This window comes from Paenibacillus sp. 453mf, assembly GCF_900116105.1.
GTDB lineage: Bacteria > Bacillota > Bacilli > Paenibacillales > Paenibacillaceae > Paenibacillus > Paenibacillus provencensis.
This window is the reverse complement of sequence record NZ_FPAC01000006.1, coordinates 102,266-123,857: the sequence shown is the minus strand read 5'-3', so window position 1 is coordinate 123,857 and position 21,592 is coordinate 102,266. Positions and strand designations below refer to the sequence as shown.

The following is a 21,592-nucleotide window of genomic DNA, read 5'->3' as shown; positions in this document are numbered from 1 at the left end:
CGAAGTCGAGTTGATTGCTCCAGAGCTTCACGGCTTGTTGTCCCTGCTACTTTTAACGTCGCAGGGACTCAGGCGGTGGACGATAAACATATATCCAAGCTGGAACTTGCTCAAAGCCATTCTTTCTCAATCTGTTTGTAAACGTTAAGTTTCAAATTTTTCTCTGCTCTTTGTTCCATTTCCCTCATGGTCTAAGACAAAGCTGTTACTGTTAGGTTTCTGCTCAATTGAAGCAATTTAATACTGCCACTTCGTTAGCATATACCTGCTTTTTAGAACCTTTAAAGATGAGATCGTTATATCTTTGAACTTCACCTTCCTCAATATCGATTGAGTCATCCCATTTCTTAGAGCTCTGCAATAAAAGCAGAGCTATTTTTGCTGATACTGGATAATATAGTTCCAACTCGTTAGTCTGTTCTAGATTATTGTAATCCGCCTTTGTATTGATCACGGGTTGATCTCCGGTTATAAATGGAGTAGGTGTGTTATTTTTTAGAATTATGCAGACAAAATTATTATTAGGGAGCGACATCTGATGACCTAAATTCGTAGAGAATACATATTTTAAAACGTTCCAAATCCTTTCCGGATCGAAATCAGACCAGTTCCCAGGAATAAATTTCATGCTTCTAAGGAATGATTCTTTTATCACATTTGTCCGAAAATATTGAGTGCAGATGAATTCATTAAACTCTGCCTTCCCCTGCTCGTCTTGATAAAACGATGCATCACCTTTTCTGAGAGACTCTAAATACGGCTTTCCCGTATCTTCAATTCTATTGTGAAGTTCTTCTTCAATATTATTGATCTCCAAGTCAAATAGAGCCTTCACTTCTTCGGAAGATTTCCTCTTCTGCTCTAAAGTCCTTTTAATTTCGAAGATCCGATTGAAATAGATAATCCAATCTTTATTAACTTTTTGAACTTCAGGAGGCCCCAAATGTTCTATGAAAACAGTCGTTATTAACTCAATATCGAATGTAGTAAGTTCATTTAAGCGATAAAAATCGCGGATATTTGCAACATCTCTAGCGCTGGCAGGGAAAATCTTATTGTCCCGTAAACAATAAAGTCTACCATTTTCATTCTCCCAGGCAGTCAAATAATGCCTCCAAACATAATGCTGCCGTCTTTTTTTCCCTCCCATTTGACCACCCTTTTCAAAGTATATATTCTGCTCGATCGCTTAATGCTCCCGGTAGCAAGTCAAAAACTTTATATCCATGATCCCAGCTTACAACTTCATTTTGTTGAGATAATAGTCATCAAAAAACATCATCAACTCATATTCATGAGGTATGTCGAATCCAAAAACAAAAAAACCATCCTTGTGGATGGCTTTTACTTCTATATTCTTGATACTGCTGCCTGTTTTATAGCTGACTGTTCAAGTTCCTCCAAGTCTCGCCGAATGATGTCCTCTGTCAAAGATTGGGATCCGGCCACCCAATCCTGCTTTTTACGCCGTGCAACGACTTGTTTATATGCAATGATTGAGTCAAAATCCGACGAGGACGCGGGCCGACGCGTTTGAGAAGTTATTTGATTATTCAACATGCGTTTCATAAGATCCACTCCCTCTTCTAATAAGTCTGGATTTTGAAAATCACCCGAAAAACAGAATTTATTTGGTAATATAAATTTACCACGTTCCGAAGACATATTCAATGATATCCGGTAATCCTCCACGAGAGCCTCTTTTAAAATATGGAGTTTTACGGCTGCTGAATCTTTATCGAATAATGGAATCCTTTTATCAATATTAAACATATATCCTGACTCAAGAAACCATTTGTAAATTTGTGCTTCATCATTAGGTCTAAAATTCAATGATTCAAACTCACGAACGTTAAGAACATGGCCAAACTCGTGTTCTAGAGATTGGGCGCAACGCTCATGGAGATTTAACATCCTTAGATTTTCAATCAGATTATTTTGGTCATCTGATTTCATGTGCCCTTTAAAAACCAGATCCCTAGCTTCATCCAAATAATATCTTTTCTCTGTTTCATATCTTTGTTCAGTGTTGTCAGGTAAAAGAATAATCCGTTCCTTTTGAGAAGAAGGTGACTTATACATGAGAGCAATTCCATCACCTGCTAAATGAGAGCGAAAACGAAAATAGAGATTAAATAATTCAATTTCATGAAGTCGAGCTCCTCGACGAGTCGCTATCTTGATCCCGCCATTCATTTCGTGTTTTGTTCTCGGAGGATATGTATACTGAACCTGTTCACTGCTTTGAATCAGTTCTAAAACAAGTCCAAGCTTTTCTCGAACATTTTTAAAGTGAGGCTTTTCAAATTCATATATAGCTTGATTGAATTCTTCCCAAGTTCCGTATTCTATTTCATCAATTACAACATGGCAATCATCCTCATCTAACCCTAAATAATTAATAGCTGTGACGAACTCTAATTTAATTTGGTTTTCCAAAATTTCAGCTCCGTTTCCCGTTCAGATCAGTCAAGCTTGTCCATTTACTGGTTACTCCTATATCTCTGCATCTAAAACTTGCATTATTCTACTGGAGCCCTCGTGTAATTACTAGCATCAGAGATGTTGGATTAGTTTCGCAGCATCCAACTTTAAGTTCACTTAATTGTAGCTGAATCTTACAATACAATACTTCGTATACCTAGAGGATTATCTATAATTTCAGCTTGCTGCTTATCTGCAGAAAACATAAACGCTACTTCTTCTGTTAGTAGAAATATAGGGTTAGATATACCGATGCTTTCGATGGCTATACATGACTTAGCAATTGGATTACGTGTTGATTTAATACCAACTATTCTACCAGACTCCTCTCTATATAATTCACTATCAAACTCCATTATTAGCACAAATTGTCCCTCAGGCAAACAAATTATAAAGGGACAATGTATCTTGTTTTTTATTACTTTTAACGTTGAATTATCTGTTTCAGGATTATAATGAAGCGTGGATTTTTTATCAAACAACAGTTTCGCAACAAACATATACGAGAACCATGTTTCTTTATTTTCAAGTGCATTCAGTTGAACACAGGGTTCTACTGCAAGAGCGTCATAGATTTTAGGTAAATGTCGAACAACTTCACCGAGATAAAGTAGTATTGGCCAGGATTCAGAAACCGAAAGTTGATTTATAGTATCTCCAGGCCGAATTTTCCCTAAGAAGTTAATTAATTCAGGGTAATTAAACATACTATCAGCATTTTTTTCAGTAATAATAACCTCTGTATAGTGACGGAACTGGTTGTCTTCAGCTTTTCTTCTTCTTGATACAGATAAGCTTAAACCGCTAGGATGATAGTAAGCCGTCTCATCTCCAAACCCCCTTATTTCAAACTGACAAGTAGCAATCTCTTTCCCTTTTCGCATTAAAGTAACACGACACACATCATAAACTAAAGGAGCGATAACAGATAAAGAGTCAGCGATATCGTCAGTGTGTTGAAATATATTTTTGAAAGTGCTTTGTGGCAAAGACAACTTATTAAGATCTTCAGATAAAAAAGAAGTTCGTACACGTGGAAAAAGTTTATGAGTTTTGTCAAACAGATCCTCTACTTGGTTCACCTCAACTATGGCAACACTACCTTCTTCCGACTGACTAATGCTCAGTTTCATATCTCCAATTAATTTTTGGAGTTCTAATTGAACCTTCAATAAATCAAGCTTATTCTGGTATGACCTTTTCTTTATAATAGACAATTGTTCAATGAAATGGTCTACATCATTGCTCATTTTCGAAGGATCCAATCGGAAAGAGTTTTTTTTCTTTGACAAACGTTCATGAAATTCAAGGAGTAACTTTTCATCAAAAAAACGGTGATAAATTTCATTTTTAAGAGTATCAACCAAAATAAACACAAGAGGCTGTGTAGATTTAAGTGTGAATTCCATATCTGCTTTATTAAGATTACTACTTGGAATGTCGTTAGCAGAACTTTTCACATTCACCAGAAGAAACTCAGCATGCATTGATTGTTTATGACTGGTTGATTCACTTCCAATCTGGCATGAGAAATCTATACCATAGTCACGTTCAAGTTTATTTGGTATTAAATTAAGTGATCGCTGGGCATAAATTCTAAATAAGTCTTCTCCTAATTCACCGATTTTTTGGCTGTTATTTCTATACTTCGCCATTTGTTCCTCCAAGATTTATTAATTTATTTAGAGTATATACTTTTTTCGGAAATAAAGATGAGAAAACGTATAACCTATCAAAATTCCAACTTACTTTCCAAGCTTTTATAGAAGTTATAACTTGAAATAATGAGCCTTTCACTAGGAGTCCATCGGGGGATATCTTAAAAAAAGCAAGGGTGTGTAGAACCCTTGCTTCAAGATAAACAATAACTCTATTATCTAACGAATACCAAACACTGTATCGTACATCCGATAAATCATTGCTGCACTCTCAGCTCTCGTTAACTTCCCCTTTGGTTTAAAGGTACCGTCCGGGTATCCCTGAACTAATTGATTGACGCCTAAACCAATGACCTCTGATCTTGCCCAACTGGATACTTCTTCTACATCCGTGAATTCAACTTTCCCTTCCGGTATCATCGGTCCGTACAGTGCATTGGCCAGCATTTTAGATGCTTGTTCTCTCGTGATCATCTCTTTCGGTCTAAACTCGGTTTCACTAAATCCTTTGACCACTTGATTAGCGAGTGCAATTTTCAATTCCTCAGCATACCACTCGGTCTCATTCGTATCGTGAAACGTCAATTCAATGGTCTCATCGGTCTCCAGCTGCAGCGCTCTTACAAGTAGCGATACAAATTCAATCCGGGTAATTAATCGAGCCGGCTCGAATTGGGTTCCTGTTCCTTTCACAATACCTAATTCATACAGCTTAAGGATCTGGTCCTTCGCCCAAGAGTTGTCGATATCCTCAAATGGAGATTCTAGCATAGGTGGCGATATGGGTTCCTCTTCTTCGCTGCCGTTCTCCTCTGGTAAAATTTGAGGCGGGTTCACACTTGGCGGAGAGACAGGTGCCTCTGGACGATCCAAAGTGGTTCCTACGACCGTTTTAACATCGGATTGATCTCCCGCTTCATTTTCCGACCAAGCTTCAAATGAATAGGTTGTCTGGTGCATTAAATCGTCAAGTACAACATGAGTTTCTTGCCCTCGGTAGACTTCGTTTCCTCGATAAGAGAGAACAAAGATCTCGTTCTTCAGCTCCGTTTCAATGTCGAAGGTCAATTCACGTGCTTTTGAAGCATTCACCTTGATTTCATATGCATCCGAAGGCAGCGTATATACATCAGGTACGAGCACTGTCCCGACTTCTGCAACCTCGTTGTAAGGGACGATTGACCAACCAGTGATTTTGGCAGCACTCATAACATCCGTAAACTCATACGCAGGCTCACTCGTTTCCTCCACCAACTCTCCGTCCAGATAGACTTTGTATCCGTCTACTCCAGGTACAGGATCCCAAGATATTTTCGCGCCGCTGGTGGTGACTTCATCCACGTTAATCTCAACATCCACCTTCGCTGGTTGTGTTCGGAATGAGATCGGTGTCAACTGGCTATATCCGGAAGCATTCTCTGCTCGTACAAACAGGTCATATTGTTGGCCTGGCTCCAGTTCGGACAATGTTGCTCTGGTTTCCTTCGTTTCCGTAAGGGTATCTCCATTTCCATCTACAACTTGATATCGAGTGGCGGACTCAACTTCATCCCAGATCACCGTTGCTTGTTCGGCTGCTACCGCTCCCATTCTGACGCCTGCCGGCTTTTCTGGAAGGGTGAAGAAGGTGATTTCGTTCTTCTCCCCTTGCCCTGACTCGTTACCTGCAGCAAGGCCTACGCTATACTTCGTTCCCGGAGTCAAATGTTTCAATTCAATTTCCTGCTGATCAGAAGCGATTCTAGACTCGATGTTATTTACATTCAAAGTATAGTATGTGGCCCCGGTCACGGATTCAAAGGAAAGAGACGCCTCGCTCTCCGTGACCTCGCCGATGGTAAGATCAGCGATTTTATCCGGAATGGTCAGTGAGCTGACCGTGGACTTCTTCCCTTCGCCGGATCCATTCACGGCACCGACACTAAACTCATAGGAAGTTCCCGGATTCAGCTGCTCGATGATGATTGCTGGATCGCTTGCCGTCTCGATTACTCGACCCTCCGCATTATACACCTGGTAGTAATCTGCAGACTTCACGGGACTCCACTCCAGACGAACTCGCTTGCTGTCTAGCGGCTGCGCTGACAAGTTCAATACGGTATCCGGAAGCGTGGTGAATTCTCCGACATAGCTCTTGCTCTTCCCTGCCTGATTACCGGCTGCTACGCTGTATTGATAGGTGACACCGGGCTCCAATGCAGTAAGCTGAAGCATGTCTTCCTGAAGGGTATACAGCTCACCCTCGAAATCTACTTCATAAAAAACAGCGCCGCTTACAGTCGGAATGCGTATCTCTGCAGCATCCTCTGTGATGTTTGTAACAGCAGCACCAGCTGGTTGCGATGGGACCGTCACATAAGAGATACTGTTCATTTGGCCCGTTCCCGATGCATTGATTGCCTCGAGGATGAAAGTATAATCCGTTCCCGGCTGAAGCTCGTTTAGAGTGTAATCTACACTCTCTACTTCTTCGATTAAATTCATCTCGGCATCATAAATCTTATAGCTCGTTGCCGATTTCACAGGATCCCATCTCATCGAAATGGCGTCTTCCGTAGCACTTGCTGACAGATTATCTACTTTCCCAGGAAGGGTTAAGAAGGATCCCGTTGTACTTCTTCCTTCACCCGCCGTGTTACCGGCTTGTACTGCCCATTCATAAGTCGTTCCTGGTTTTAAATCAATTAGGGCTAAACCGGGTGTCTCCCTGATGTATTCTTTTCCATTCACGCTCACTTTGTAGTAGGTAGCTCCCTCCACTGCCTCAAAAGAGATATCAGCTCCCTGTTCGGTGATGCCCTCAATCTTGATGTCCTCAGCGGATCCAGGGATGGTCCAGTAAGTATAAGCAGCCTTCTTACCTGTTCCGCTTCCATTTACTGCAGCAATCTGGAAATCATACGGTCTACCTGGCGAAAGACCGTTCATGGTAATGCTTGTTTGGTGAGTCTCTTCGATCTCTTGGCCATGGCTGTCATAAACTACATATGATGTAGCCGATGGCACTGCATCCCAAGACATCTCGATTGAATGATCGGTAGACTCAGCCTGTACGTTATTCGGCATGTAAGGCAGCGTTAGGAACTCTCCGCTTGTTGCGGCCCCATAACCGGCCATATTCCCGGCTGCTACCGTAAAGGGATAATTCTGTCCGCCGCTAAGCCCCGTGATGACCATCTCGCCGCTTGACGTTTCATAGGTTCTTCCGTTGACAGACAGGAGATACTTCGTGGCTCCCTGCACTTCTGGTATCCACACTGTCGCTTCTTGTTCTCCTATTTCTTGGACAAGCACTTCTGCTGGCGCGTCAGGCAGCGTGGAGAGAACAATAGAGTTGGATTGTCCGGATCCGCTTCGGTTACTCGCTGTCACTTGGATTTCATAGGTGCTGCCAGATTCCAGACCGGAAGCTGTAAACTGCTGGGTCTCTGCAGGTAATTGGATCTCCTCTCCTCCATTGATGGTAAGGAGATACCCGTTTGCTCCTCGAACTGCATCCCATTCGAAAGAAATGTCTGAGGTGGTAGAAGCAAGGCTGCGGATGCCTTCTACCCTTGCCGGCAAGGTGATGACATCGTCTATTGTGGCGTACTCCCCATAGCCGGTTTCATTCTCCGCAGCGACTCGGTAATCGTAAGATGTACCTGACTCTAGACCTGTATCGAGGTAAGATGGCTCTGTCCCTCCATAGATCAGCTGCTCATCTCTTTCAAGAGCATAATAGGTCGCGGTGTTCACACTATTCCATAGCAGGGAGATCGTATGCTCTGTAATCTCCAATCCGCTAAATCCCGCTGGCGTATCGGGAAGTGTGAGGAATCCGACATGTGTGGCTTCGCCTTCGCCCGTCGCATTAATCGCGGAAACGGCGATATCATAAGTGCTTCCTGGTCTCAAGTTATTGATAGGCTGATATACTGTGTCGGTAACGGTCTGGTTGAATGCTTCCTGCTGTGTCGCTGTTTCTGTGGCGACAATCCGGTAGCTGGATGCTGAATCGACAGGAGATATATTCACCAAGGCCCGATCTGCAGCTCGTCCATCCTTGCTTACCTGCACACTCGATGGTTTTTCTGGCAAGGTTGTGATTTCAATAGGATTACTTACGCTTTGACCGACATGGTTCGTTACAACTACTTGGTATTGATAGGTGTTCCCGCCACTTAAGGACGAATCGACGAAGGAGTTGGCTGGATGCTCGACTTCCCAACTTTGGCCTGTCGATAAGTTCTGAACCGTATATCGATACCCGTCTGTATACGTTGATGCGGCAGGTACAGCCCATTCCAATGTGGCACTGTTTTCACCAATGCCATAAGCCTGCAGGTCAGGAGCTGCGGGTTGTTCCTGCAGCTGAAGTCGTTCGGTCGTTATCGTTGTTTCATAGCCTACTCGATCGGTAGTCTTCGCATGAATATACCAGGTGCCTTCATTATGGATCGTGAGAAACTGTTCGTCTTCTGCTGCAATGTCCCAATCTGTGGGCATTTCAGGAGAAGTCGTGACCTTGTACTGCCGTTTATTCGGATTAATTCCAGATTGAGCATCAGCATACTGGATCTTAATCTGAATATCCTCTTCCGACCAAGATCTGCTCTGCGGTGTAATCTGAATAGTCGGAGCAGTTTTATCGATGTTACTAACCGTGTAGGTATACTCTGTCTGATTTCCTGCGTTGTCTTCTGCCACAAAGGTGTACGTTCCATTTTGTGTCACGGAATAACTCGCCGTCGCATGATTTGCCCAAGTGCCGTCCGGAAGCTTAATCCGCTTGACTCCGGTTTCACCGTCACTTGCTACCGCAGTCAATTCAATCGACTCGGATGTCCATGATTCATTACTAGGTGAAATATTTATTGTTGGATTTGTCGTGTCCACATAGGGTATATGTACTACACTTGAAATATTATTTTTGTTATCTACCGCTGCGATGTGAACATAAAAGTTTCCATTTACTACAGTTGGCATAGTATAACCGGTGCTGGTTGTCGTGATATTAGCTGTTGGAATTGTAGATGGATTTTGATCGATCACTAGACTATAACCTTTGATTTCGGCAGTAACTGTGACAGGTTTTTTAATCGAAACTAACGTTTCACTAGCATTTTTGGGATATCCTTTAATCGTATAATTGTATGTAGTACCCCTGTCAGTGGCAGCATCCCAAGTCACTCGGGCCTTCCTATCAGAACCCATAGTTACTTTCACATTACTTGGCACATTTGGTTTTGCTTTATCTGTTGCAGCGTAATCTTCATAATCAGCTAAATAGCCTCGATAAATAGACTCACTATCTCTAAAAACTTCTACCTCGGTCGCATATCCTAATTTGAAGTCATCTAATTCCAAGGTTCCATCTGTTGCCCATACAATATAAGGAAGTACCCCACGATTTACAAAATCATAATCAGTATTTTCTGAAATATAGACATTGGAACTATAAGTAACCCACTGATTATTTTGTGTTTCATTCATCCACCTGGTTGGAAAATGTGAGGGTTGCTCTCTATAAACAAGTAATGGCTCACCAACTCTAAAAACATCTTTCCTCATCGTCATGGGCTGACCAGTCGGTGAAGGGTTATTCCATACCCCGGTTCCTGATGTACCTTTCACAAATTTCTTTTTTGAGTTATTCCAATCATAGTAAATTACACCGTAATCGTAGTTAGTCCCATGTGAGGATACAACAACTAAACTTGTATCTTGCATTGTCAAAGTACCGCCATCCACGTAAGCAGAGAATTCTTCAGGTGGATTATTAAAATCTACATCCTCAGCAAAACGGATAATCCTTCCATTATCATCGCGTCGTTCATATCCTTTTTTGAACCAGCCTGTTGTAATAAAGGAATAAAGCATTCCTGTCGTGCCGCCAGTCATCTTTGCCTTGAAACTCAAACTCAATGTCGAGCCCGCAGGTACAGATTTCCCTTTATATAAATGGATACTAGAATCGGCATCTGTATTTGGATAATTAAACCAGTTTCCAGCTCGATTTGTGTAGGTATCTGTTAGTTTTACAACATTCGTTCCATTACTCCCTTTAACAATTGATTGATTCCCTGTTTTTGCTCCAGTCCAACCCCATAGTAAATTCGGCTGTTCCTGACCGCTTTCATATGATGTATTTGATAATATGTCAGAAGGATTCATATCTACAGCCCATTCCAATTTCACATGGTCATCTTTCTGATATACACCCGTAAAGCTAGGTGCATTACTTGCTGCTACAGCTTCACGAAAAGGCAGTATTGTAGATAAAAGTGATGCAGATAAGAGTATAGATAAGGATCTCTTAAGGTTCTTTTCCAATTAGGGTCGCCTCTCCTTTTAATCATTAACAATTTGCTATAGATCGAGATCTTTAGAGTGTTAGAACTTTAAAAGTTCCACATGTATGTTAGATCATTACTATACTTTCCTATTCAAGTTTTGAAGATCTAACCATAGATAGCCTCTTCTATCACCTCCATTTGAAATTAAAAATAGTTAGAGCAATCTCGGTCTGAAACGCAAAAAAACCTCGCGTCATGGACGATAGTCCATGCTGCGAGGTACTTCCTCGATCTATGATATTCAATTAAATAAGATTATACCCTCAGTACTATATACTGTAAAGTCGATTATTGCTAACAATGTAACGTTCATATATAGGGGGCATCAAGGTAACAACTGTTTAAAAGAGACGTGAGCGATGACTAAATATTTTAACATACGGGGCACACTGAGCGTGCCCCGTCCGCTTAGAAAGCGTCAATTTGATCAAGAATTTTATATACGACTGCAGCTGCCTGCGCACGTGTCGCCAAAGCTTGACTCGCTAGAGTGTTTTGACCAACGCCCTCTATAAGCTTTGAATTAATTGCAGTCGCCATTTCCACTCTTGCCCACGAGCTAACTGCTTTTGCATCCACATAGGTACTGAGTATATTATTAGCCTGGAGATCAGAAATTGAAGAAGCGCTTTTAATTTGCTTCAGCGCCCTCACAGCAATTGATGCCATTTGTTCCCTCGTAATGTTGGTATCAGGGACAAATTCCAATGATGATAATCCAGTAACTATCCCATATTTCCAAGCTGAATTAACTGTCTCGTAGTACCAGTCATTTTCCTCTACATCTTTAAATGGTTCATCGGAGTTATTTAGGGTTTTCATCTTATCCCCTAGGGCCTTTACCAGCATAGAAGTGAATTCGGAACGTGAAACGTATCGATCTGGTTGAAAAGAATCGTCTGGATAACCGGAAATTAACTGTTTCTTTGCCATAAAGTCTATAAGCGTATAGGACCAATGATTCTTGATATCAGTAAACGATTTCTTGAAGCTCATTACAATATAATTACCCGCTTTAACATTTGAAGCTTTTTTGGAATTCACGCCCGAGGTGCTCATTACTACATCAAATATAGCACCGTCATAGCCATAAACATTGGCAAACTTTAAGTCTCCCTCGGTGAAGACTTTAATTTCAATATCAAACGGATTCGCCCCAATTACTGGGCTGCCTGTATGGGTAAATTGAATGAAATTCGTTTCGGGAATGTACTCCTTATCAAAGTTAGCGCCAAGTTCTACTTTTCCAAGCGAAATGCTACCACCAGTATTCCATCCAACCATTTTGTTTAAATCAACAGTTACGTTACCAATAGAGCCCATGAGTTTTACTGGAATGTTCTTTGTTCTAAGAAGACTACTCAAGTTACTATCAATGGTTAAATTCAGTTTGTCATTCAATGTTATCATTTCTGAATAGTCGACCACCAGCTTGTTTGAGCGGGGGCTATCATTAATTGCTTTAGAAATAGACTCTGTGTTCAAAGTGACATTATAGGTCCGAACTGAACCACTTCGTTCTACAATTGCGTTTGCTCCTTTGGCATCAAATACATTGATTTCTCCGCTTGAACTGACGGTAACTGCACTGGACGATAGTGTTGATCCACTTCCTGATGAAGTTGACTCAGGTGAACTACCATTTATACTTGCTGTCGTATTTGCCTGTCTAATCACATAGAGCTTGTAGCTCTTAGTTGTGGTACCGTTAGACGCTATAACTTCTATAGGCAATTCAACACTCGCTCCTTCTTTAAGGTAGGTGTTAACGATCTTCCCGGAGATAACCTTCTGGCCGTTGAGCATAATTGTACTAAATGAGTCTTCAGTATTTATCTGGATATCTACGCTACTGGTGCCCTCAGGGATATATGTGACGAATGCTTCCCCGTTAGTGCTGTAACTCTTTGAGTTTACGGAAATACTTTTAATACCGGCATCACTACTAGGGGATGGTTTAATTAGTATTATCTCGTATTGATTCGTAGCACCGCCGCTAGCAGTTACCACAACAGTAATCGTATTGATCCCACCGTTTAAGTCCACCAAGTGATATCCAGTTGTTCCAACGTACGTACCGTTAACCTTAACAGTAGTGTTACTGTGTGCTTTGGGTTTCACAATAACATACGTTTGAGACGGTAACACTTTTCCTGTATACCTCAGCACGTCTGCTTTGAAATTCTGGTCTATCTCTGCATTTTCAATTACAAGCGAAGTCAGATCAGCATTGTTGATATCTTCTTCTCGGTTAATTTGGAACGAATAGCTTCTGACAGTGTTATCTCGCAGGGAAGTAACCCTAACTTCAATGTAATTCCAACCGGTATTAAGGTTGATGAAACTTGAGGTCGCTCCATTGATAACACCATTACCATTTACTTGAATGGATACCGCGCTATCCATTGCATATGGCGTCAAGGTTAGCGAGGATATTGTCGAACTCACTCTTCCAGTATAAGAGTAATTATCTGGACTAAACGATGATGATAAAGAAACATCAGTTGAAAAATCAACCCTTGCCAGACGACTATCTCCTTCGCTATTAGCAAAAACTGAAATTGGTGCTGCTGTCACCATCAATATGAAAATCAGCATACAACTAATAAATCTTGACCACATTTTACTTTTCACTAGCTCCACTTCTCCTCATAATGGATTTCCTAAACTTAAAAGACGCAAAAAGGACCACTGGATTAAATTCCAGTGGCCCCGGGTGCTTCCTCGTAGGCAGATATTCGATTGTCCATATTATAAGAAAAAAATGGAATTAAATCAATGAAATACTGATATTACGGGTCAATTTGATAAAGGACTCAGCTAGTCTCACATTTTTAAATGTCCGAAATGTATAATCACCAATCAAACTTTGGAAGAGACTCAACAAACTCTGCATCTTTATCGAACATCACCCAGCTGCAGTCGTGCTCCAAAGCAAAACGAATGACGGTAGCAAGGTCTTTAGGGGTTTCGTCTTCATTATTAAATTGTTCGCCTTCATGAATATCATCTGTATTGATTGGAACTAGCCAACCGTGCTCCCCTTTTGTATACAAAATGACGCTTAAACCATTTCCTGCTACCTTCTGAAAGTAGCGTGCCTCTTCATCCATACTACCTTCAATAAACATGCGGTTGGCTGTTGATTCCGAGATATGTACGGTTGATAGGACTAACATTTTAACAATTTCCATATTATTTAATACCGCTCCTTTAATTAATATGAGTTAAATACGAAAAACTTAAATCTCTATAGTGATTCAGCTTGATTAATTTCAGTTCATTTAGGAACAGAACTTTTAGGTGCTCCGTCGATTCTGATTCTCCTACTAATTCTAAACCATCTACAAGGAATCACTCCTTGAATTGAGTTGCAAACAAAGGAGAAGTGGAAAACTATCTCCACTTCTCCGTTCTTATTGACAGGGGTTAGTTTATAAGCCCCTGACTTATGCAATTGTCACAAATATCGTCAAATTCAAGCTGACGTGGTCCATCTTTACTAGGATCATCACTGCTTTCCAAAACAAAATCACAGTGGCAAACGGAGCAGCGTCTCATCGAGTACGCGGTTCCCTCGAATACAATTGTTCCTATACCAACTTCAACTCCTAAGCCTGAAGATTCCTTATCTGAAGTTAGATAGTTTTCCATACCCGGATGCTTCAGGATGTCTTTCATAAGCTCCAGCATATGCTCGTAAAAACCCAGGAAGTTTTCCTCAATATATGGCGAAATAGAACTTCCACCGATAATTACGAATCCTTTACGGATGTTTTCCTCACCGTATTTCTCCATGGCGTCGCTGGCAGTCTTCTCATCTATAAATGTATCACCATATCCATCCGCAGCATTCTTTATTGCCCAAGCATTAAGGATAACAATTCCATTGTCCACTTCCACATCGTTGACATACGCAAGATTTTCGATGACATCATTACCACTGCTCACGGCCACATTCTGAAGCGAACTCTCTAAACCGAGAAGCTTTTGATATAACTCTTCATCCGAGGTACCAAATGGAAATTGTTTTCGAATGTCATCGATGTGCCAGGTTGTGGCCAATAAGGTGTGTTGGGGAAGACAATCACGAATCGAGATAACATTAAATGCAGTTTCGATATCCCGTTTTCCTTGGATGACTTCCACTAACGAAAGTGTGAGCTTTCTCCAAACGTCAAAAGCAGGGTGCGTTTGGGTGTGCGCTGTGGCTGCGTTTCTAATAGACCATTCTCCGGGTTCACATACTGATACTAATTCCGGATGACCTTCTTTCTTGTCTAAAGGCCATACAAGTACAAAAGGTGCAGTTATTCCTTCGGATGACAATAAATCGAGGAATGTTAATAACAAATTTTTAGGGAAACTAAATCTAGTTCCATTTGTTGTGTTAAACACTTTTATTATTTGATCTAATTGTTGAGTAAACTGCTCATCATCATATACCTTTCCATTCACCCTTGAATTACCTGTCTGGTTTTGGATTCCCAAATCATCTAAATGTCCTACTTGTGCCGTTTTCAATAAAATCTCCTCCGTAAATCAAATTTTTGGGTTGTAGGTGTAAAATAAAAAACACCTCACGAGTCGACTAAAGAAATGGTCACACGAACAGTGTGCATTAATCCTTTAATCACCTTGTGAGGTGTTTCTTACATTAGAATGCTCTCTTTGCGCATGCTGGAGAGTTCAGTGAGGTTGAATTAAGATATATGGATATAATAACACGAAACAAGAAGAATTAATATCACAGAAATTAAAAAGGACCCTTAGAAAAGGGTCCTTACAGTGACAACCTATAAGTTTAGGTTGATTAACCTTTCTTTTGCGATTACCACGTTTTTCTCCAATAACTCGAATCCAATATAGTTTCGTAAGAGCTCTGAAGCTCCTACGGCCACAGTACCGGATCCCATGAATGGGTCGAGTATCAGATCTCCTGGATTACTTAAAGCCTTTATCAATGGGCGAATGAGATCTAGTGGAAACTGACATTCATGATCAGTTTTTTCCGGATGATTGTTTTTTACATTAGTAATAGACCATACATCACCAGGATTCTTGCCAAGGGGATTTCCAGACAGTTGTCCCTTCTTAGGACCTTTAAAATGTTTCTTATTGGGGTACTTCTGCGGCACACGGATAAAATCCAAGTTAAAGGTATAGTTGTTCCCTTTGGTAAACCAGAGTACCGTTTCATACCTTCCGGATAGTCGCTTCTTACAGTGTAATCCATGCTCAAAATGCCATACTATTCGGTTCCTAGGTACCAATCCTACCTCTAAAAAATAACTAAATAAAAGACAGTCTAGTGGGTACACTCTACCTTTATCTACGTAATTGCCAACTTGGTACGCAATACTTCCTCCATTTCTAAGCACGCGAGCGCAGGAGTGGATAACATCTCGTTGCCACTCCAAATAAACGGAAAGCTCCTCTTTAGATTCATAAGACTTTCCGATGTTATACGGAGGAGAGGTAATGATCAAATCCACACTTTCTTCCTGCAGTTGTTGCATGCCCTTCAGACAATCAATATGTTCGATGGTATTCATGGGGAGTTCCCCTTCCAAATCATTAAATCAGATTTGGATCAGGCGAGACTCTGTTGTTGCCTCTTCTGCAGCGTTACCTGCAGATGCTACTCCTCCCGAACGGGTTATCAGCACGAAGGCGAGCCACTTTGGACTTGCAAACCAACCTAAAGTCGGTTACCTTCTTGCACCTTTAGTGGAGAAATCCCCATAAATGTTGCACAAACGATTTCATTCGCATCACCCTTTTAACAAGACAATCTGTACACGAAGAAGGACCTCGCTTATTCTGTTTTCTGTATTTCGTAAGACTTGTTGCTTAATCAAGCAGTTAGTAAATTTCGCAACAAGTCTTCCGTGTCTTTGCTTTATTTCCTCCAACGTATGCCCTCTTCCGATCAGATCTGAGATGCTGTGAATCTGCCCAAAGAATGACTGAAGCCGCTCAACTTCATTAGCTGGAATCGAGTCATAAAACTCGTTACTTGTCCACAATGATTGTCGGCTTTGCTGCCGATACGTTTTTAAGAGTTTTTTTATCTCTGAAAACAATTGATCGATGCCAAATTGCTTCCCCAGATGTCCATATTGCTCGATCAATTGCTCTGCTTCATGAGGAGTAAAATTCTGAGGCACTGCAATCATCTTATTCCTTTCATTTTGAAGCTCCTTCATCTTTCGCATTGCCCGTTCTTGGAGAATTAGATCCTTATAAAAATTTGGTTTCATACCAAGTTGCACGCCTTCAGCAAACAAGGTGTATTTTCGTCCAGAAGCTTCTAACATTGGTACCAGGTGAGCTGAAATGCTCTTACTGACGTGAAGATCTATCTCGGCTTCTGCATATTTTTCTGATATAAACTGGTAGATTTTATTTGAGAATGCTTTCTGCTCTGTTCTTTTTGGTGCAGGATTAAGCGGATAATCCTCAACTACTTCATCAAACCCGATGATTCGTTGATTGTAAAAACTCAAGAAGTAAATATGCTCCTTCGGGAATTTACACTCTTTGAGATAATCTATGACTGCAGTTATCCATCGGCTGCCCTTTCCACGGTAAAACTCGTGTGCCGGTCCATTCTGAATTCGATTGGACGATTCTATAATAAATGAAACTTTCATCTAAAATCCTCACTTTCAAATAAGAAGAAAGAAGTGGGTTAGGGTTACCCACTTCTGTCCATAATATTATTATGCATCCCAAAGGGTTAATTGACGCTCCTCCTGGTAATTCATAAAGATGTGTTCCGTCTTTCGATTACGAACCTGACCCAAAGCCCTTTTCGTAACACCACCCACAGCTGCATCAATGGTTTCTAAACGCCAATCCTTGTAAAGATCGAGTATCAAAGGATGAGCATAATAAGTAACCATCGCCTTCCCTTGAATGTCAGTTAGACGTTTCGAGAGATCAATGTGGTCTTGTCGTTGAAACGCTCCACTGTAGAGATGTTCATTATTTAGATAAGGTGGATCAGCGAAAAAGAAAGTCGATGGACTATCATACATATCAATGATGTCTCGGAAATCCTTCTTTTCAATTATTATCTCTTTGAATCGATCAGCAAATCTATCAATGTTGTTGATAGAATTCTGATAGTCTCGAGCAGGACACTTGACCTTGCTCGAACGAAAACCACTTTTTTCATTTGGGTGAGGTACAATCTTCATTCTCTGGATATAATAGTACCTGACCGCTCGCTCAATGTCCGATGAGGGGCGTTCGCCAGAAAACCATTCATCCTGCCATTTTTCGAATAAGTACCGACTTGTTGGCAATGCACGGAGACGACATTTTAACTCTTCCCTCTGATCGCCTGCCATTATTAGCATGAAATTTGCTAGGTCCGCGTCCTTGTCGTTAAACACTTCAATACGTGTGGTTTTAGCCTTTTGAGTAACTACGTGCGCTCCTCCTCCAAAGACGTCCACAAAGGTTGTGTAAGTATAGTCCTCTGGAAAAAGGGAAATTAGGTGCTTCGCAAGCCAACTTTTCCCGCCATAATAGCGCATAGTAGATTTAACATTAGATAACTTGTTCATGATTGTTACTCTCCTTTTCCGAGCTTTTTTTAAGTCGGAGAAGGCAGGAATCTAGCACTTTTCCTACCGCGCATACAGCTAGGAGCTGCGCAGCCGCTACTTTTCCCGTTAGGGATATGAGCCGAAGGTGGCCACAATGGACTCTAAACAAGGAGTGTGTACAGTCTGGTTCTCCTTTACCAGCTGCTCCTATGTTCCTTCATCGCGCCTTGGATCAGAGAGTAACAATCGGTATACTATAAGCAAAATTCATTCGCATCACCATTTATCTATAACAAATTGATTTGGAGTTTCAGTAAGGTCGCGCTAATCTTATTTTCGAACTCTAACGCATACTCTCGTTTTATCAAGTACCGCTCAAACCTAGACATAGTTCTGCCAAACTCCCTCTTAAGTGCCTCATACTCTTCTCTTTTAGCACACAATTTATGAAGAAGGTTTATATCTTGACAGAACTCTTGGAATTCAATAGCACGATCTTCTTGGTCTATAGCTTCAATGAAGTCATCAAATGCTTTTTGTTCGTCCTTTCGGCGCACATGATGCTTCTTCATGACATGCTTCAGATCTTCCAAGATAGTCTCAACCTGAGGTGGAAACATATAACTCTTATGTCCAAATTCATCTAAAATCCACTGAGCCTCCGCAGGGGAGCGAGTCATAATTCCAGCTGCTAACTCCCACTTTTCCCGCTTTATATCTTGAACCTTTCGAAGAGTTTTCTCTTCTTCGATGAGTCGCTGATAGTAAACCGGCTTACCAGCCAATGACTGCCCTTCGCCATAAAACTTATGCTCAATTCCATGTTCATGGAAAAGCCATCTAAGTTCGTTGGCTAATGTCAGACTCATATGTAATTCCACAAACAGCGGTTCCTGAAAACTTTGAAGAAAATCCAGAACTTCCTTTGCAAAGCTAGCGCATTCCTTCCTACGGGGATGATATTCACGCTTTGGATAAGGTCTGACTGTTTCGTCATACCTATACATGCAACGATTTACCAGACTTAGGAAAAAGATATCTTCCCGGGGAAAATCTCTAACTTCCATAAAATCAATTACAGCGTTAATCCACCGACTCTTTGGACTCTTGTAAAAAAGATGCGCAGGCATGGGATCAGCCTTTCGCGTTTGTGACTCAATGATTAAAGCAATTCTTCTCTTCACGATTCATCCTCCTGCTTCAGTTTTCTTATCTGCCCTCTTACATTTCGTCCATAATAATAATCTCCTCATAGTTTATTTTTGGTATTCAGGCAATAAAAAACGCCTGACCAAAACGTCCAATGCATTAACATTAGCCGCTATGGTCAAGCGTTATTTCGAGTACGTCATAAAACCCATATGGGCGCATTTTTGCAAATAAAATCAAAATTAAAAACAAGATTAGAATGAGTGGCTTGGCGCATGCCTCCACTTAGAGTGATAGGAAAAATAAAGATTATGATTCGATTATAACAGATTCTAAATTATCAGTATATATAGTAGGAAAAGTACCAGGTTGTTCACCTAATTATAGAAACAACAAGAAATGAGAATGCACCTATGCAACCGTTGCTGTACAATAAGTATAAATATACAAAATTCAGTGGGCTAACCATTTAAGAGACAGATAACAGCTTTAACTATGTCGGATTCTCGTTGAAACCAACAGTCAATCAAGCAACATGAACTTGAAGCCACGCGTTTATAAGTTTCCTTCAGTGACAAATTGTTTAAGAAGAAGTTAAGTCAGTGCGCTTGAATTTACAATACAGAATGAAACGGAGAAATAGTAACTTGCAAATCCCGACGATATAGCAGTTACATTAAGGTAAGTGTGTTCAGAAGTCCCTTGAGAGAGGAGTAAACCACTTGAACGTTATCCTTTGGATTATAGTCATCTTAGCTTGCCTTCAGGCATTTGGCTTGATAATGGCCAAGAAACGGTCGATCGATACTCATGGATTCATGCATTTTATGGTAAGGTATAACATGTTCGCTGGAGTAATGGCTTTTTATCTTATAGCCTTACTCTGGATGCTGTTCACTATTTCATCAGCGATTGAGCCGAACTCATTAAATCAACTCCTACTTGCAGCATCATTAACTTTAGTTGCATTCGTACTCCCCTTGAAAATATATAAAATATACAAAGAAAAGCAGAAGGACGATGAGTTTTAATAATTTCGTCCGTCTGCTTTTCTTTATTCAAACCTCATTGTTACTCCGTACTGGGTTAGAATATGCTCGATTATCCGGTTTTGAGTGCGCCAAGAGAATTTAAGTGCCGTTGTACCGTCTATAGATTCATAATTTGCATTAATTCCTTTTAGTAGTAATAATTTCGCCATTTCATTATCTTTATTGTCTATTGCAATAAAAAGTGCATTCCAACCTTCTGCTGTAAGTTCATTAATATCAGCACCAGATTCAATCAATTCAGCTACCCTTGCGACATTCCCTGTTTTGACATCTCCTAGTATACTTAGCTCTGTGATAGCAGCTGTACATTCTTCACTTGATTTCGGGTCGCAGGAGAGTTGTTGTTCCGCACTCTCCTCTATTATTAAGTCAATCTCTATAAGTTCCAGCATAGCTAAACTTAATTCATCTTCCGAGAAAGGACACTCTTTGAGTATATCCGCTTTGTTTAGTGCCCTTCCTCTGTTAGTTTCTAATATTGATATTACTTTTCTTGCTTCATCAGATAAACTAAGAACTGAGCTCGGTTCGAAATTTGTTCTCAAACGATTATATATTGGACCAACCTGCTTTGTCTGATAATCAAATGGAACAATAGAAACATCGGGAATGCACGGCTCGAATTCGCGGGTTGTTCTGATGGAATATGATCGTTTATCCGGTCCCCATGTCCTTTGGTAGCCTAATTCTTTTTTTAGTTGTCTTTCGAATGGAAAGGATGTTATCGTATGGTCCACTTGTAACGCCCTATCTAAAAAATATGTAAGGTCACGAAACGCCTGCTCTTCATATCTCTTGAATTCTCCAATAAATTCACTCTTCAGTATGACCGCAACCTTACCAACGAAAAGGTCATACTCTTCAAGACACTTTAGACAGCTATGAAGCCTTTCATCTATTCCTGCAGCAATAGAGACCAACTTCACTTCACTCCATTGTTCAGAAAGTACAGTAGCAGTAATCTTCCCTACAGTCTTTTCTTGACCGGTTTGATCATCCATGATACGCACTTGCCCTCTTAATTCTAGATAATCTTGACCGTCCGTAAAATTCGTAGATATGTCCAACCCTAAATATGTAAGATGATTCATGTCAGCCTCCCTAAAAGTCACTCTCAATTATGATATAGCTTAATTAATAACTTTTTGCTCTGTTATTATTAGTGCCGATACGATATCCAACGGCTTTTCCACATCACCAATTTTAAAATGGAAATCTAGAATTCCACCAAAATCAGAACGAAATCCCTCCTCTCTCATCGGTCTAAAGGAAAGTCCAACTACTACGAACTCACCTGGTGTCATACCAACGAAACGGCTTGGAATACGTGTATTCATTAACATCATAAACCC

General features: G+C 40.7%; 14 protein-coding genes. 1 reads left to right on the top strand and 13 read right to left on the bottom strand.

The annotated features are described in order from the left end of the window. Positions 1-223: 223 nt before the first annotated feature. The 11 genes from BM415_RS20240 to BM415_RS20190 form a co-directional block, all read right to left on the bottom strand. Positions 224-1,150, bottom strand: coding sequence for a DUF4238 domain-containing protein (locus BM415_RS20240; protein ID WP_090727673.1), 927 nt, complete (start codon positions 1,148-1,150; stop codon positions 224-226). 200 nt (positions 1,151-1,350) lie between these two features. Then, complete coding sequence (locus BM415_RS20235; protein ID WP_090727672.1) at positions 1,351-2,439, bottom strand: hypothetical protein; 1,089 nt, start codon at positions 2,437-2,439, stop codon at positions 1,351-1,353. Positions 2,440-2,618: 179 nt separating this feature from the next. Next, complete coding sequence (locus BM415_RS20230) at positions 2,619-4,139, bottom strand: DUF4365 domain-containing protein (RefSeq protein WP_090727670.1); 1,521 nt, start codon at positions 4,137-4,139, stop codon at positions 2,619-2,621. A 222-nt stretch (positions 4,140-4,361) separates the two neighbouring features. Further along, entirely contained in the window at positions 4,362-10,457 is a 6,096-nt protein-coding gene (locus BM415_RS20225; RefSeq protein WP_091160979.1) for a fibronectin type III domain-containing protein, read from the bottom strand. Between the two features lie 431 nt (positions 10,458-10,888). Continuing rightward, complete coding sequence (locus tag BM415_RS20220; protein ID WP_090727667.1) at positions 10,889-13,114, bottom strand: cadherin-like beta sandwich domain-containing protein; 2,226 nt, start codon at positions 13,112-13,114, stop codon at positions 10,889-10,891. A 221-nt stretch (positions 13,115-13,335) separates the two neighbouring features. After that, positions 13,336-13,674, bottom strand: coding sequence for a DUF5983 family protein (locus BM415_RS20215; RefSeq protein WP_090727665.1), 339 nt, complete (start codon positions 13,672-13,674; stop codon positions 13,336-13,338). 235 nt (positions 13,675-13,909) lie between these two features. Continuing rightward, the gene (locus BM415_RS20210; RefSeq protein ID WP_090727663.1) at positions 13,910-15,004 is read right to left on the bottom strand and encodes a hypothetical protein; all 1,095 of its coding nucleotides are present in this window, start codon (positions 15,002-15,004) and stop codon (positions 13,910-13,912) included. 272 nt (positions 15,005-15,276) lie between these two features. After that, the gene (locus BM415_RS20205; protein ID WP_090727661.1) at positions 15,277-16,035 is read right to left on the bottom strand and encodes a DNA-methyltransferase; all 759 of its coding nucleotides are present in this window, start codon (positions 16,033-16,035) and stop codon (positions 15,277-15,279) included. A gap of 219 nt (positions 16,036-16,254) precedes the next feature. Then, positions 16,255-17,136: a hypothetical protein gene (locus BM415_RS20200; RefSeq protein WP_090727660.1), complete on the bottom strand. Its 882-nt coding sequence runs from the start codon at positions 17,134-17,136 to the stop codon at positions 16,255-16,257. 69 nt (positions 17,137-17,205) lie between these two features. Next, positions 17,206-18,057: a DNA adenine methylase gene (locus BM415_RS20195; protein ID WP_090727658.1), complete on the bottom strand. Its 852-nt coding sequence runs from the start codon at positions 18,055-18,057 to the stop codon at positions 17,206-17,208. Positions 18,058-18,326: 269 nt separating this feature from the next. Then, positions 18,327-19,223 carry a hypothetical protein gene (locus BM415_RS20190; RefSeq protein ID WP_090727656.1) on the bottom strand — a complete coding sequence of 299 codons (897 nt, stop codon included), beginning with the start codon at positions 19,221-19,223 and terminating at the stop codon, positions 18,327-18,329. A gap of 687 nt (positions 19,224-19,910) precedes the next feature. Between BM415_RS20190 and BM415_RS20185 the strand changes: the two genes are divergently transcribed. Beyond that, positions 19,911-20,219, top strand: coding sequence for a hypothetical protein (locus BM415_RS20185; RefSeq protein WP_090727655.1), 309 nt, complete (start codon positions 19,911-19,913; stop codon positions 20,217-20,219). 23 nt (positions 20,220-20,242) lie between these two features. Here the strand turns inward: BM415_RS20185 and BM415_RS20180 are convergent, their stop codons facing one another. After that, positions 20,243-21,331 (bottom strand): ankyrin repeat domain-containing protein, encoded by a 1,089-nt coding sequence (locus tag BM415_RS20180; RefSeq protein WP_090727653.1) that lies wholly within the window; start codon positions 21,329-21,331, stop codon positions 20,243-20,245. A 39-nt stretch (positions 21,332-21,370) separates the two neighbouring features. Further along, positions 21,371-21,577, bottom strand: a complete 207-nt coding sequence (locus BM415_RS20175) for a hypothetical protein (RefSeq protein ID WP_139237038.1) — start codon at positions 21,575-21,577, stop codon at positions 21,371-21,373. Positions 21,578-21,592 lie beyond the last annotated feature (15 nt).